Source organism: Pseudalkalibacillus sp. NRS-1564 (assembly GCF_050467905.1).
Lineage (GTDB): Bacteria > Bacillota > Bacilli > Bacillales > Guptibacillaceae > Guptibacillus > Guptibacillus hwajinpoensis_B.
The window spans coordinates 179,935-194,364 of the sequence record NZ_JBITPM010000008.1; the positions used below are offsets into that span (position 1 = coordinate 179,935).

Here is a 14,430-nt window from a genome sequence, read left to right on the forward strand (position 1 = left end):
AGTCAAGATGAATATATTGATTTTAGGGGCAACAGGACGAGTCGGAAGCAACATTCTTACATTAGCTCTCTCCGATCGGCATCAGGTGACTGTTTTAGCACGATCACCTGAGAAGCTCCCTACAAATAGTAACCTTACGATTGTCGAAGGGGATGTTCTCAATGAAGACGTCGTTGAAAAAGCTGCCAAGGGTGTTGATGTGATCGTTAGTGCACTTGGTACTGATAAAACAACAACGTTATCAGATAGTACCCCGATTTTAATACGGGTGATGAAAAATCAACAGATTAATCGGATTATCACCGTAGGAACAGCTGGCATACTTAATAGCCGAGTCGAACCAACTCTCTATCGTTTTGAATCCTCTGAGTCTAAACGAAAGACAACGCGAGCAGCAAGGGAACATCTTTCTGTTTATGAAATGCTCTCTGCTAGCGATCTGGACTGGTCAATCATCTGTCCTACTTATTTGCCAGATGGCCCGGCAAAAGGAGAATATCGCGTGGAAGAAGAATATCTTCCTGATGGTGGTCGTGAAATATCAACCGCAGACACGGCTGCTTTTGTATATAAGGAACTCTTCGATCGCAATCACTCCTGTAAACGTGTGGGGATTGCTTACTAATTACTGAGACATGCCTGTATCTTTTATCGTCACATCAACGTTTACTGATACAGGTATTGTTTCAAGGTATTCATGTTTATCTAGGTTTTTCCATTCTTGATATGATAGTGAATGCCTTACATATTGCCCTAGTCCAAGACTATCCGTTTGATTTTCCTTTAACACTTTAAGAATCCCCTCCGCGTCACGTTCAATATGTTCCGCAATTACCTTTTCAATTTTCTTAGTTTCGTTAGTACTTGAAATTTCTTTTGCTCCTGTATCCTCAATGACTGAGCCACGCATCTTCACATTTATTAGAATGTGATCAACCTTACCATTACTTTTAACAACCTTAATTTTCCTATTACTCTTAATATAATCAAAGTGAAGGTTGCGGATGTTATCACCATCCGGAATTTTAATCGTTAATTCCCCACTTTTTACTTTTCCAAGAAGAAATAAAAAAACCTTTGACTGAAGTAAATCCAAATGGGCTACATACTTATCTTCTCGAAAAAGAGCAGTTCCCATTAACACTAGATCATCATCTTCTCTGCTAAAAAGAGGGGCGACCGGATCAATGCCGTCATCAAAGTAATCTCTTGAAAAATGAAAGATGTCCATCTCTGGAATCGTAAATTTATCCGTTTCCGTTTTTAACATTTTGTCAACATAGCTACCTACATCCGGTTCGACATCTGTCTTAATGATCTCTTCCCCTTCTCCAAACGCCATGACAAGCTTCACTTGTGAACCAATTTCCTGATCTCGTTCCATCGATGTAATGACACGACTGACCCCTGCTTCAGCAAGTGTTCTTCCTATTATGATTGAATGAATTTGTCCATTGACAACCTGTTGCCTCGTTTTGGATGAGAGAAGATCTTCAGCTTCTTTTTTTGAATTGGCTACCGTATCAATGATTTCGTCCTGCTGGGATGTCTCACTTGATAAATCGGGGAATGAAGCCGTTACTTTTAACTTTCCTTCCTCCCCTTCTATTCGATCAAAACCAATCATACTAATAATCGCCAGGTCTTCAATTACTTTCTTGTCATTACAACTTGTCAGAACGATCATGGCTAAGATAACAATACATAGCTTTTTGTTATTCCGCATGTCGTTTCCTCCTTATACTTCTGATCCAAAGCGTTACGAGCAATAGTATAGGAAGCCCAAATGCAATCCCTGCAGCTGCTAATCCAAAAATTAATAGCCAGGGCGCTAGCTCGTATGCTACATCCACCTTTAACGTGATCAAATAAGCCACAAAGATGAGAATGAATACACACCACTTTTCATTAATAGCAGGTATTGCTCTATTGAGCAGGAGCTTCGCTGCCCATAAATACATAACGACGGTTATAAGAATTTTCATTAAGAACAAATTGAAAACAAGACTTTCAATCCTCTCAATAAGCTCGATTTCAATATAAGCAATCAAATTCAGCACTGGAAAACTAGTTAATTTAAGCTGATCAAATGAAAAATACATAAATGAAACGAAACATGTAAGCCCATAGACAACTGTTGTAATTACATGTCCAACATAAACACTTCGAAACCATTTAGGCTTTGTTTGATCAATATAAGGAAAGAGAAAGAGCACAATTTCAAAACCTAAGAAGGCAGTATAGACCTCGATCAGTCCTTGAATAGGATTACTCCCATCTTTAAAGATAAATGGTGTTAAGCGCATCAAAGAAGAATAAGGAATATGATAAATAAGCATAAACGTCATCCAAATCGTCAAAAAAAGAAAACGGTTGTTGTTTTCGTAATTGTATAAATGTCTTTAACGACAAGATATAAGGCGAGGAGCAAGATAATACTATACAGCAACAGCAAACTGGTATTTTGAAAAGCAAGGACTTGCGTGATGAGCATGTAGTCTTTTCCTACAAGAAGAGGGAGAATTGACCATATAAGCGCTAATATGACATAAAAAGGGGCAAGAACCTTTTGCGGAACAAGCCCTTCCATAATTTCAAATACATTCTCTCCCCTCCGAAAACGATTCACAAGAGAAACGAGAAAGATGTTTAATCCAGCAATGAGGGAAATAATGAGAATCATAACCCAGCCGTTTGTTCCGAAACTCACCGCGAGCATTCGAGGTAATTTATATAGCGTTACACCTGATTGAATCATATAAATCAGGATGGCGAGGTGGAATGGCGCTATTTTTTCCGACATTAATATCCCTCAATTTCTATCAGCTACTTACTTCACTTTTTTCTTATTTGAACTTCTCGGTATAGCTGGCCTCGTTTTCATTAATGAGTAAGGAGCCCTTAATAAGAAGTCGCCCCAGTCTTTCTTGAAAAATGGGGATAAGGGTGCTAAATATGGTGCTCCAACGCTCGTTAAGCTACTTAAATGAATCACAAGAATCGTCAATCCAATCACGATTCCGAGATTGCCAAGTAATCCTGCGAGTAGAATTAAACCGAACCGCGTTAGACGGATACTTGCACTCATTACATAACTTGGAACTACAAAAGAAGCAATGGCAGAGCTTGCCACCACAATAATGAGAACGTTGCTTGTAATACCAGCCTGAACAGCCGCTTGCCCTATGACAATACCGCCTACAATACCGATCGTTTGTCCTACTTTTGTAGGCAGGCGAGCACCTGCTTCACGTAAAAATTCCAGAGTAACTTCCATAATTAACGCTTCATATAAAGGATCAAATGGTACTTTGCTTCTTGAACCGGCAAGAGTTGTTAGAAGTGACTGTGGAATCATTTCATAATGAAAGGATGTGACGGCAACGTATAGGGCGGTAAATCCAATCGTAATCATGAATGCACCAAAGCGCAGTAGTCTTGTGGCCGTTCCAGTAATCCACCTTTGGTAATAGTCATCACCCGTTTGAAAGAAGTCAAAGAAGCTTGAAGGGGTAATAATCACTGCAGGACTACCGTCCATAACAATGACGACTTTTCCTTCTACAAGTGCTGCTGCAATCGCATCCGGCCTTTCTCTTAACATAAATTGCGGAAAAAGCGCATTAGGCTGATCCTCAATTAATTGAGTAAGAATATGTGAATCATAAACGGCATCAATTTCAATTTTTTCAATCCTATTAGTCAAATCTTGAACGATTTCATCATTTGCAATTCCTTTAATATGAAGAACATAGACGCTTCCTTTTGCCACTTCACCTACTGGAATTTCATTAATCTTTAAGTGTGAACTTCTCACACGTCTTCGGATCATAGAGAGATTGATTTCACTGCTCTCCACAAATCCTTCATGTGGTCCTGTAATCGTTGTTTCCGTTTCGGAAGGCTGAATTTCACGCTGCTTTGGTCCAGAAATATTAATTAAATAAGCTTGTTCTTTATGAAAAACAACAGCCTCTCCCTTTAAAATGCCATCAATTAGCTTCTTCTCATCATCTGATTTGTGAAAGTTCGATCTTCTAAGGAAAGGTAGAGAAGCTTCTTCAGAAGCATGGTAAAGGGGTTCAAGCAACTCCATCTTCAGCAGTTGATCGTTAACTAAATGCAGGAAATAAATAATTGAAATGCTTAGCTCCGGGAAAGTTCGATGAACAAGGTCATCACAATCGCTGAAGTTATCTAAAATAAGCTCTTTAAGGGTGGTTTTGTTGTTTTGTTGGTTATCCGATTGCTGATCCATTTCTTTCAATTTATGAAGTCGTTTGATTGTTCTCCTTCTAACCATTGTAAATCCCCCCTCATACGTTAGTTCTAGCTTTTGGAGATAACGTATGAAATATGCATTTCTTGGGATAAATGAGTCACAAAAGCAATTAATGCTAAATGAAAACAAAAAAAGAAGACGAGCTTTTTATTAGCCGTCTTCTTCTCGTTTTATTTTTGTTTTAATGCCGCTTCAAGGGCAATAATCATCATCTCTTTAAAGGTTGTTTGTCGTTCTTCAGAGGTCGTTTCTTCCCCCGTTACGATATGGTCGCTAACGGTTAACACCGTTAAGGCATTCACGCCGAACTTCGCAGCAATTGTATAGAGAGCAGAAGTTTCCATTTCTACACCAAGTACCTGGTAGTCAGCAAGCTGCTGGAAGATTTCCGGATTGTCACGGTAGAAGGAATCACTTGTAAACACATTCCCTACATGAACGCTCATTTCCTTTTCAGCTGCAGCGTCGTAAGCGTTTTTCAAAAGATTAAAATCAGCTGTAGGAGCAAAATCCATACCGTTAAACTGAAGGCGATTCACACCTGAATCCGATGTCGCGCTCATCGCAAGAATAACATCTCTTACTTGCACTTCCTTCTTTAATGCTCCACATGTTCCAACACGAATAAGATTCTTAACACCATAGCTCTGAATCAATTCGTTCACATAAATCGAAATAGATGGAACACCCATTCCAGTTCCTTGAACAGAAATTCGTTCGCCTTTATATGTACCTGTATATCCAAGCATACCTCTTACTTCGTTGTAGCAAACGACATCTTCTAGGAATGTCTCTGCGATATACTTAGCACGAAGCGGATCTCCTGGTAGTAGAATCGTTTCCGCAATATCCCCTTGTTTTGCACCAATATGAACACTCATAGTCGTACCTCCTTGATATAATACGTACACTAACAAAAGTAGCATAAGATCCGCTCTTATGCCACACGCAATCATATAATAGTAGCCTATCCTTCCTTAAAACACACTATACAGGAGGTTAGCGAGCTTACTAAATGCTATTTATACTGTTGTTAATCTTTACCCCACTCATTAACTTAGTCATAAAAAAAGCCCGAAGCGGACGCTTCAGACTTTATATAAGGCCTTAATAATATGGTGAGATCATCAAGTAAACGACAACACCTGTAATACTAACATACAGCCAGATCGGCATCGTCCACCTAGCGATTTTACGGTGTTTAGCCACTTGCATGTTTAATCCTCTCGTAACCGTAATTAAAGCCAGAGGAACAATAGCGGCAGCTAAAATAATGTGCGTAATTAAAATAAAGAAGTAAATGGGAACGATGATGCCTTCTCCTCCAAACGAAGTGGATTCAGAAAGCCCATGATACGTCACATATGAAACGAGAAAGAGTGCCGTTGTTGTAAAAGCAGCAAAAATAAACCGCTTATGCATTTTAATATTCTTTTGCATAATAAAAATGAGCGCTGCTACTAAGAAAACAAATGTAAAGCTATTAAAAACAGCATTTAGCAAAGGGAGCAGCGTAATATCAAATCCTACGTCACCACTATACTCAGGTAGGAAAAAAAGGACAACAACGAGCACATTCACTGCAATTGATAGCCCGACAATCCATGGTGTATAATTCCGTTGTTTAACATCATTCATTAGATTTCTTCTCCTTATCACAATAATCTACCTTTTAAGGATAAGAAAGTTTCTCGGATTGAGCAACCAATGAGGTACATCTCACACGTAAATTTCAAATTCGTGACACGATTTGTTCACATTAAGGTGTCCATTGATCATGAATAATTCCAATTAAATAGTATTGTCCGTTATATTCAGAGAATACCAATTTAAGACTTTTCCAATCCATTCCTTCGAATTCTTCCGATCCGGGCACAAAAAATTCTACATAGTGACTTTCCGGAAACACATCCTTAATATTCTGTATGCTATTTGTTTCCCGATGAATGCCATCAAACGTAACGATTTCCGTCTCGCTAAATTCTACATCGTATACATATGCATTAAAATATTCCTCAGGCGATAAACGAATGGGATCGCCTCTTCCTGCTTCTGTTCCCCATTCAAGCTGCTTAGAGTTCTTAAAGAACTCTTTTAGTTGAGCTGGCATAAACACTTGAGCTCGTTTTACTTCTATCGTTCCATAGGGAGAAAATAGCACACCTTTTTTTGGGTGAACAAATTTAGAAAGCTCTTTGCCATCTTTCGATTTAATCGCATTTAACACGTTATACCCTTGCTTCATTACGATACTTTGAACAGATTCTGTGCGCTCTGCTTCCACTTCTCCTGAATCTTGAGACTTCTCCTCAACAGTTGAACATGAAATACTGAAAGCAATAAGCAGGAAGAAGATGACCAGTTTTTTAAGCATTGTACTCATCCTCCCTTTTCTTCTCAATCACTTACCTACTATATTCGCCGTAATTGAATCCATTCATTCTATTTCAAAAAAATTTACGAATCTTCCCTTCAAAATCCTTGCACACACCTTTCCGCAAAGGAATCAGCTTGGTATCGCTTACAGCCATATACCATTATATTTATTTTTCAAAATCCTACTGTAACTTCAATCACACAATTTGATTTTAACGCGAAAAAGCTATAAAATTTTTACTTGGGAACCCGGTAATATCTTCTATTACGGGATCGATAGAATTTCAGCAGACGTTTTATCATTAACAGTCTTTACTGATGAATTAAGGAATTCACTGTTCCTTCCATAAGTTCCCTCTGGAACAGCAATAATCAAAAAGTGAGGTCACAAAGATGAATCAACCATCAAAACAGGCTTCTGTTATCGTGATTTTCGGTGCAACAGGAGATCTTGCCAAACGCAAGCTATTTCCATCACTCTATAACCTCTATTGCAAGGGAGTACTTGCAGAGGATTTCGCTGTTGTTGGAGTAGCAAGAAGACAACTTACTAATGAAGAATTCCGTTCAAATGTTCATGACTCTGTTATACATACAGCATGCATGGATAAAGATGACAAGCATGAAGAATTTAGCAGTCACTTCTTCTATCAACCATTTGATGTTACGAAGAAAGAATCTTACCAGGAATTAAATGAATTAACACAATCGCTTGATGAGAAATTTAATATTCCAGGAAATCGCATTTTTTATATGGCGATGGCTCCAGAATTCTTTGGAACAATTGCATTAAATCTAGACTCTGAAGGTTTAACAGATGGTGACGGCTTTAATCGCCTCGTTATCGAAAAACCTTTTGGCCACAATTTCCCATCAGCTCAAAAGCTGAATGATGAAATTCGCCAAGTGTTCTCTGAAGATGAAGTTTATCGTATCGATCACTATCTTGGAAAAGAAATGGTGCAGAATATCGAAGCGATTCGCTTCGCCAACTCAATGTTTGAACCACTCTGGAACAGTCGCCACATTTCAAATATCCAGATTACTTCTAGTGAAACGGTTGGTGTCGAAACACGTGGTGGATACTATGAAAAATCTGGCGCTCTACGTGATATGGTCCAAAACCATGTCCTACAGATGGTTTCACTTCTAGCGATGGAACCGCCTGTCAGCCTCTCAACAGAAGAGATTCGCGGTGAGAAGGTTAAAGTGCTTCGCGCGCTTCGTGCAGTTAAACCGGAAGAAGTAAATGACTACTTCGTTCGCGGTCAATACAAACAAGGCGAAGTAGATGGAGAGACATTACCAGGCTACCGTGAAGAAGATAATGTGGATGAAGAATCAAATACAGAAACATTCGTTGCAGCGAAGCTAATGATTGATAATTTCCGCTGGGCTGGTGTTCCATTCTATATTCGCACTGGTAAACGAATGACAAATAAATCTACTAAAATTCTGATTGAGTTCAAAGACTTGCCAATGAACCTTTATAAGAATGAAAGTGGCAAGCTCGGACCGAATATCCTGGTCATTCACATTCAACCTGAAGAAGGCATTACGCTTCACTTGAATGCCAAAGATACAGGCGATATGCGTAAAACAACACCGATCCAGTTGAATTTCAATAACGATCAAGAAAACAACATGAACTCCCCTGAAGCATATGAACGCTTGCTTCATGACGTGATGCGTGGGGATGCAACAAACTTTGCTCGCTGGGATGAAGTAGCTCTCTCATGGCAGTTCATTGACCCTATTTCCGTGACATGGGCTAACGAGAAAGAACAAGACTTCCCGAACTACCCGGCTGGATCTATGGGACCTAAAGCAGCAGATAAACTTCTTGAAAATGATAACTTACACTGGTGGCCCCTACCGAAAGAGTAAAGTAATCGAGACACTGGAACTCTATAAATTGAACACGCTCTTTGTGTTCCTATTCGACAAACATCGTAGTTTCTGCGATTCGTCGCAATTGATTCAAAATGACAAAAGAAAGATACGTGCTTCACGTATCTTTCTTTATCATATACACTACTATTTGAAAGGAAGTGTTTCTTAATGAAAATGTATGATGTAAGTGCACCTATCTTTAATGGAATGGCCGTTTATAAGAACAAGGAAGAAAAACAGCCTGAAATCAACACCACGACGAATGGCCATGTAACAGAGTCTCGTCTATCTCTTGATGTACATACGGGCACTCACGTAGATGCTCCGCTTCATATGATGAATGATGGCGCAACGATTGAATCAATTAATCAAGAAGATCTTGTTGGAAAAGCCAAAGTAATCGACGTCACCAATGTAAAAGGTGCGATATCTGATAAAGATATTGAAGCTGAAGACATCCAAGAAGGAGACTTTATCCTTTTCAAATCACAAAACTCTTTCGAAGAGGAATTTAACTTTGACTTTGTTTTCGTTGGTGAAGACGCTGCACGCTACCTTGCAGAGCGAAACATTCGCGGGGTTGGCGTAGATGGTCTTGGTATTGAACGTAGTCAGCCTGAGCACCCTACACACCGCTCTTTATTCGAAAAGGATGTTATCATCATGGAAGGCTTACGCCTAAAAGACGTGGCCGCTGGAGAATACTTCATGGTTGCTGCACCTTTAAAACTTCAGGGAACTGATGCATCACCTGCTCGCGTTTTATTGTTTGAAGGATTAAAAGAAGCATAGTACAAAGAAAGCCAGGGTGAATCCCTGGCTTTCATACTATCTTCTGTGATTGAGATACCCATACTGATAATATGGAGGGTTTTCATGAAGTCCCTACTTTATCTTTCTAGAAAGTTAAGTTCTCGATTGACTCCAAGTATTTGGTTTCTCTCTGTAGTCATTTTCGCCTTATTCCTCGCATTTATTCTTCCTGAAGTATCGGAAAGATCGTATAAAGTCACTAGGACAAGTGATTCTCCTGATGGCTCTTTCTTTTATACTCCTGAAAAGCTTTATAGCGTTGCAGAGCAATATGGAGAAAGCGGGAGAAGCTATTACATTAAAGAGCGCTTTAGCTTTGATATTATTTGGCCACTCGTTTACTGGTTCTTTTTAACCACATCGATTACTGTTCTCTTTCGAACTATTTCCAACGAAAATTGGCTACTTCTAAACTTACTCCCCTCTTTCGGTGTTCTATTTGATTACTTAGAAAACATTTCAACATCTGCTATGATGTATTTTTATCCAACTACGTTCCCATTCATTTCATGGGCTGCACCGTTCTTCACCTCAATCAAATGGTCACTCATTTATGCTAGTTTTTTACTCATACTCATTGTCGGTCTATTGCGATTCATTCAAGTTGGTAAAAAGATGGTATATAAATTTAAAAACTGAAAGTAAAAAACCGCTAACCCTCCCTTAAGGAAGTGATTAGCGGTTTTTGTTTAACTTTTAGTCTTCAAGCCATTCTGTGTGGAACACACCTTCGCGATCAATACGCTGATACGTGTGAGCGCCGAAGTAGTCTCTCTGCGCCTGTAGAAGGTTTGCTGGAAGAGTTTCGCTACGATAGCTGTCATAGTAAGCAATCGCGCTTGCAAGCCCAGGAACAGGAATTCCACGCTGTACAGCAAGTGAAACGATATCACGAGCAGCACCCTGATAAGATTCAACGATTTCCTTGAAGTATGGATCAAGAAGAAGGTTCGTTAAGCTAGGCTCACGGTCATAGGCTTCTTTAATGTTTTGAAGGAAACCAGCGCGGATTATGCAACCACCGCGGAAGATCATAGCGATTGAACCATAATCTAGATTCCAATCATACTCATCTGAAGCAGAACGCATTTGTGCGAAGCCTTGTGCGTAAGAACAAATCTTACTCAAGTAAAGAGCTTTACGGATCTTCTCAATTAGTTCTTCTTTATTACCATCAAACGCTGGTACATTAGGGCCAGCAAGAAGCTTGCTTGCTTTCACGCGCTCTTCTTTCATTGCAGAAATAAAGCGGGAGAAAACAGATTCCGTAATGATTGAAAGTGGTACACCAAGATCAAGAGCACTTTGACTTGTCCATTTACCTGTACCTTTTTGTCCAGCTGTATCAAGAATGACATCTACAAGCGCTTTGCCTGTTTCAGGGTCTTTCTTCGTAAAGATATCAGCTGTAATTTCGATAAGGTAGCTATCAAGCTCACCTTTATTCCATTCTTTAAATACTTCGTGAAGCTCATCAGTAGAAAGACCCAGCACGTTCTTCATCATGTAATAAGCTTCGCCGATTAGCTGCATGTCACCATACTCGATGCCGTTATGCACCATTTTCACATAGTGACCTGCTCCATCTGGACCGATATATGTTGTACAAGGATCGCCATCTACGTTTGCAGCGATCGCCTTAAAGATATCTTCAACTTCACTAAACGCATCCGGCTGTCCACCAGGCATAATAGAAGGACCATTAAGTGCGCCTTCTTCTCCACCAGAAACACCAGTACCAATAAAGCGAATACCTTTTTCTTTCAAATCTTCGCTACGCTTTTGCGTGTCTTTAAAGAACGCATTCCCGCCATCAATGATGATATCATCTTTATCAAGATGTGGAAGCAGCTGGTCAATCGTTGCATCCGTCGGCATGCCAGCTTTCACCATTAGCAAAATTTTTCTAGGTGTTTCTAGAGATTGAACGAACTCTTCAATGCTGTATGTATCCTGAAAATTTCGTCCTTCAACTTCTGACATCATTTCTTTTGTTTTTTCTTCAGATCGGTTATACACAGAAACAGAATAGCCGCGACTTTCGATGTTCATCGCGAGGTTCTTCCCCATGACCGCCAATCCAATAACACCAATTTGTTGTTTTGACATCTTATTCCCTCCAGCTCATTTCCTATTTTTCGTTAACTCACCTATCGCAAACCATTTTGTTACAAGTAAATCACCCTATTGAAATAGTATGTTCACCTGCTATCAAGCTAGTCACGCGAACAGTCTGACAGTATGCATTATACGTCTTTCCTGCTAACCGTGCAAAGATTAGTAACTAAACAACATGGTATAAATAACCTATAAATATCATGATAGAAAATGGCATATTCAAGAGATCCTTATCACACCAATGAAGTATGCGCTTACAAAATTCATTATTGGGAAACCGGGTACATTACGATTATAATTAATGGGTTAGCATAGATAGAAAAGGAGTGGTTGAATTTTGAACGAAAAACAACGCGCAGGCGAAGAAGCCGCTAACTATGTTCAGAATGGCATGATTGTTGGGCTTGGCACAGGCAGTACTGTCTATTGGACAATCCTCAAAATCGCGCGAATGGTTAAAGAGGGATTGGATATTAAGGGAGTAGCAACATCGACTAATACTGAAATACTCGCTCGTGAAAACGGCATTCCCCTTCTATCCCTTGAAGAAGTGTCCTCCATTGATTTAACGATTGATGGGGCAGATGAATTAACAGAAGATTTAACCCTTATAAAAGGAGGGGGCGGCGCCTTACTTCGCGAAAAAATTATCGCTTATCATTCGACACATATGATCGTTGTTGCTGACTCTAATAAATTTGTGAAAAAGCTTGGGACATTTCCTCTTCCAGTAGAAATCGTTCCTTTTGGATATTTAAAAACCATTAACGCTTTAAAGAAATTTGGATGTCAAACGGCCATACGAAAAAAAGAAGGTTCATTTTACGTCACGGATAATGGCAACTACATCGTCGATTGTCAGTTCGGAGAAATTAATTACCCCTCTACTTTGCACGACAATCTTAATCAGGTTCCAGGTGTTGTAGACAACGGGCTTTTTATTGGCTATGCTGCTAAAGCAATTATTGGTCAGGAAAACACAATTACATATGTGGAGAAATAATAAAACCCGGCAGAAATGCCGGGTTTTGAGTTATTTAATAATTAATACGGGACAATGAGAACGCTGAAGGACCGTATGACTCACGCTTCCGAGGAACCACTCACGTAAACCGTTCAGTCCCCTGCTCCCCATAATAATAAGGTCACGATGATGCTCATCTGCATATTTCACAATTTCATTTCCAGGGTTCCCTTCAAGAACCATTGTCTTCACTTTATGATTTGGTAGCTGAACGTCTAACTTTTCGCTAATCCCCTTCAGCATATCCACCGCTTCTTTTCTAAGTTCATTTAAGATACTCGCGTAAACAACAGCAGAGCTAATTTGCGCTGTGGGGTTTAATGCTGTGACAACGTCAATTTCAAGAGAGTCATTTTCTTTTGCCATAGCGATCGCTTCATTTAATGCTTTAACACTCAGGTCAGATCCATCAAAAGCTACAAGAATTTTATTGTATTTTTTCATTGCAACATTCTCCTCCCCTGTTCTACTTTCATTTTAACATAAGAAAAGAACTAGTCCTGTGACATTAATCACGAAGAGATGTTTCCTTACGGTGTTTTTTGTAGAGAATTTGCTCTGTCAAAATCGCAGTAATGGAACCGAGAATAAGTCCATTGTTTAGAATAGACGCCGCAATTGGAGGTGCTTGCTGAAAGGCTTCGGGCGGAATAAACATAGTTCCAATACCAACCATAAAGGAAATCCCTATTATAAATGGTTTTCCCTCTGACTGATCTTTCTTAAACTCATTGAAAGCAATTCCAACCATATTCACAAATACAATAAAGATAACGGCATATCCAACCGGTTCCGGTAGCGCTGCAAAGAAGCCCATTAAAGCTGGAAACAAACTAATGATAATAATAAATCCACTTCCAAGTACAAAAGGAAGTCTCTGCTTTAATCCTGTTGTTAATATAAATCCAGCGGCACCTGAGATCGGCACGCTTCCCACCGCAGAAAAAACGCCTCCAAGTAATTGATTTATACCTGAAACAAAACCTGCTTGTCTATAGCGTCCCATTGGCTTTGTATTTGCCAACTTACTCAACACCTCTTCGACTACGCGAATACTTGCAATCATGTTGGTGAGAAGAAGCAGCGTGACTAGAAAAGATGTGATTATCATGCCGGAATCCCATGTAGGATACCCAAATGCAAGTACCTCAGGGAGCTCAATCATTCCTCCCTCAGGAACAACGATCGGTTTGGCTAGTCCAAGCACCGCAAAAATGATCCACCCTATAATCAGGATAATGAGAATACTGTATTGTTGAATCATCGCAGGCATAGAACGTGAAAACCAAATCGAGATAAATACAAGTAAAAGCGATAGTCCAGCAATTCTAAGATCAATGCCTTCTTTTAAATAACCCACACCCATCATTCCATTTAGAAACGATCCGCTAAGTTGAGCAACAAGAAGCAAGAGATAAATTCCTGTCACGACCGGTGTAAAGAGACGAGATAACTTTTCTACTAATCCAAACGCACTAAGAAGAATGAAGATCACTCCGCTTGCAATCATTGCTAGCTCAAGTGCTTGTAGCGTCTCTATATCAGATCCGAAAAGGGTAGAGCTTAATCCTGCATAAAGCACAAATACTCCCCACCATAACCCGGCAGGACCTTCATTAATAGGTAAGCGATGACCGAACGTTACTTGAAGTATTCCGGCTACGCCAAGCACAAACATCGTTCTTTGTACGAAGCCTGCTGCCATGGCAGGATCCATATGGAACAAGCTAGCGATAGCAACCGGAGCAACGATTGACCCTGCAATCATAAAAACGGCCCATTGAAGAGCAGATAATGTATTACGCATGTAAAAGCCTTCTTTCCTTATAACAAATTATATACCCCACTTATTTTATCAAAGTGACTGAATGAGGTCATTACGTATTTTTCCACTATAAAAAAGATCAAGGCTCTGTTATACTAT

General features: G+C 39.6%; 13 protein-coding genes and 1 pseudogene. 5 read left to right on the forward strand and 9 right to left on the reverse strand.

Annotation, left to right across the window (positions count from 1 at the left end; all coding sequences use genetic code 11):
- Positions 1 to 7 precede the first annotated feature (7 nt).
- The gene (locus ACIFPW_RS04190; protein ID WP_430242242.1) at positions 8 to 625 is read left to right on the forward strand and encodes an NAD(P)-dependent oxidoreductase; all 618 of its coding nucleotides are present in this window, start codon (positions 8 to 10) and stop codon (positions 623 to 625) included.
- On the opposite strand, the gene ACIFPW_RS04195 is transcribed toward ACIFPW_RS04190, so the two are convergent.
- From ACIFPW_RS04195 to ACIFPW_RS04220, 6 genes and pseudogenes are all read right to left on the reverse strand, one after another.
- On the reverse strand, positions 626 to 1,726 hold the full coding sequence (locus ACIFPW_RS04195; protein ID WP_430242244.1) for a Ger(x)C family spore germination protein: 1,101 nt from the start codon (positions 1,724 to 1,726) through the stop codon (positions 626 to 628).
- Positions 1,716 to 2,803, reverse strand: a pseudogene (locus ACIFPW_RS04200) (GerAB/ArcD/ProY family transporter). The gene ACIFPW_RS04195 and the pseudogene ACIFPW_RS04200 overlap by 11 nt, the downstream one beginning before the upstream one ends.
- A 27-nt stretch (positions 2,804 to 2,830) precedes the next feature.
- Positions 2,831 to 4,303, reverse strand: coding sequence for a spore germination protein (locus ACIFPW_RS04205; RefSeq protein WP_430242246.1), 1,473 nt, complete (start codon positions 4,301 to 4,303; stop codon positions 2,831 to 2,833).
- A gap of 149 nt (positions 4,304 to 4,452) precedes the next feature.
- Positions 4,453 to 5,163, reverse strand: a complete 711-nt coding sequence (gene deoD, locus ACIFPW_RS04210) for a purine-nucleoside phosphorylase (RefSeq protein ID WP_430242248.1) — start codon at positions 5,161 to 5,163, stop codon at positions 4,453 to 4,455.
- A gap of 226 nt (positions 5,164 to 5,389) precedes the next feature.
- Positions 5,390 to 5,920: a DUF420 domain-containing protein gene (locus tag ACIFPW_RS04215; protein ID WP_194221071.1), complete on the reverse strand. Its 531-nt coding sequence runs from the start codon at positions 5,918 to 5,920 to the stop codon at positions 5,390 to 5,392.
- Positions 5,921 to 6,041: 121 nt separating this feature from the next.
- On the reverse strand, positions 6,042 to 6,656 hold the full coding sequence (locus ACIFPW_RS04220) for a hypothetical protein (protein ID WP_430242249.1): 615 nt from the start codon (positions 6,654 to 6,656) through the stop codon (positions 6,042 to 6,044).
- A 395-nt stretch (positions 6,657 to 7,051) separates the two neighbouring features.
- On the opposite strand from ACIFPW_RS04220, the gene zwf reads away from it, so the two are divergent.
- The 3 genes from zwf (at position 7,052) to ACIFPW_RS04235 (ending at position 10,003) form a co-directional block, all read left to right on the forward strand.
- Positions 7,052 to 8,545, forward strand: coding sequence for a glucose-6-phosphate dehydrogenase (gene zwf / locus ACIFPW_RS04225; RefSeq protein WP_194221069.1), 1,494 nt, complete (start codon positions 7,052 to 7,054; stop codon positions 8,543 to 8,545).
- Positions 8,546 to 8,719: 174 nt separating this feature from the next.
- Positions 8,720 to 9,343 carry a cyclase family protein gene (locus ACIFPW_RS04230; RefSeq protein ID WP_194221068.1) on the forward strand — a complete coding sequence of 208 codons (624 nt, stop codon included), beginning with the start codon at positions 8,720 to 8,722 and terminating at the stop codon, positions 9,341 to 9,343.
- Between the two features lie 84 nt (positions 9,344 to 9,427).
- Positions 9,428 to 10,003, forward strand: coding sequence for a hypothetical protein (locus tag ACIFPW_RS04235; RefSeq protein WP_430242251.1), 576 nt, complete (start codon positions 9,428 to 9,430; stop codon positions 10,001 to 10,003).
- Positions 10,004 to 10,060: 57 nt separating this feature from the next.
- Here the strand turns inward: ACIFPW_RS04235 and gndA are convergent, their stop codons facing one another.
- Complete coding sequence (gene gndA / locus ACIFPW_RS04240; protein ID WP_194221066.1) at positions 10,061 to 11,473, reverse strand: NADP-dependent phosphogluconate dehydrogenase; 1,413 nt, start codon at positions 11,471 to 11,473, stop codon at positions 10,061 to 10,063.
- A 346-nt stretch (positions 11,474 to 11,819) separates the two neighbouring features.
- On the opposite strand from gndA, the gene rpiA reads away from it, so the two are divergent.
- Positions 11,820 to 12,485, forward strand: a complete 666-nt coding sequence (rpiA, locus tag ACIFPW_RS04245) for a ribose-5-phosphate isomerase RpiA (RefSeq protein ID WP_430242253.1) — start codon at positions 11,820 to 11,822, stop codon at positions 12,483 to 12,485.
- Between the two features lie 30 nt (positions 12,486 to 12,515).
- Here the strand turns inward: rpiA and ACIFPW_RS04250 are convergent, their stop codons facing one another.
- The gene (locus ACIFPW_RS04250; protein WP_430242255.1) at positions 12,516 to 12,950 is read right to left on the reverse strand and encodes a universal stress protein; all 435 of its coding nucleotides are present in this window, start codon (positions 12,948 to 12,950) and stop codon (positions 12,516 to 12,518) included.
- Between the two features lie 64 nt (positions 12,951 to 13,014).
- Positions 13,015 to 14,313, reverse strand: a complete 1,299-nt coding sequence (locus ACIFPW_RS04255; RefSeq protein WP_430242257.1) for a purine/pyrimidine permease — start codon at positions 14,311 to 14,313, stop codon at positions 13,015 to 13,017.
- Between the last annotated feature and the right edge of the window lie 117 nt (positions 14,314 to 14,430).

What these genes read in the sequence shown, in the direction of transcription:
- ACIFPW_RS04250 (WP_430242255.1), bottom strand. Translation starts at nt 12,950, where the DNA reads ATGAAAAAATACAATAAAATTCTTGTAGCTTTTGATGGATCTGACCTG.
- ACIFPW_RS04220 (WP_430242249.1), bottom strand. Translation starts at nt 6,656, where the DNA reads ATGCTTAAAAAACTGGTCATCTTCTTCCTGCTTATTGCTTTCAGTATT.
- ACIFPW_RS04215 (WP_194221071.1), bottom strand. Translation starts at nt 5,920, where the DNA reads ATGAATGATGTTAAACAACGGAATTATACACCATGGATTGTCGGGCTA.
- ACIFPW_RS04255 (WP_430242257.1), bottom strand. Translation starts at nt 14,313, where the DNA reads ATGCGTAATACATTATCTGCTCTTCAATGGGCCGTTTTTATGATTGCA.
- ACIFPW_RS04235 (WP_430242251.1), top strand. Translation starts at nt 9,428, where the DNA reads ATGAAGTCCCTACTTTATCTTTCTAGAAAGTTAAGTTCTCGATTGACT.
- ACIFPW_RS04195 (WP_430242244.1), bottom strand. Translation starts at nt 1,726, where the DNA reads ATGCGGAATAACAAAAAGCTATGTATTGTTATCTTAGCCATGATCGTT.
- deoD (WP_430242248.1), bottom strand. Translation starts at nt 5,163, where the DNA reads ATGAGTGTTCATATTGGTGCAAAACAAGGGGATATTGCGGAAACGATT.
- zwf (WP_194221069.1), top strand. Translation starts at nt 7,052, where the DNA reads ATGAATCAACCATCAAAACAGGCTTCTGTTATCGTGATTTTCGGTGCA.
- gndA (WP_194221066.1), bottom strand. Translation starts at nt 11,473, where the DNA reads ATGTCAAAACAACAAATTGGTGTTATTGGATTGGCGGTCATGGGGAAG.
- ACIFPW_RS04190 (WP_430242242.1), top strand. Translation starts at nt 8, where the DNA reads ATGAATATATTGATTTTAGGGGCAACAGGACGAGTCGGAAGCAACATT.
- ACIFPW_RS04205 (WP_430242246.1), bottom strand. Translation starts at nt 4,303, where the DNA reads ATGGTTAGAAGGAGAACAATCAAACGACTTCATAAATTGAAAGAAATG.
- ACIFPW_RS04230 (WP_194221068.1), top strand. Translation starts at nt 8,720, where the DNA reads ATGAAAATGTATGATGTAAGTGCACCTATCTTTAATGGAATGGCCGTT.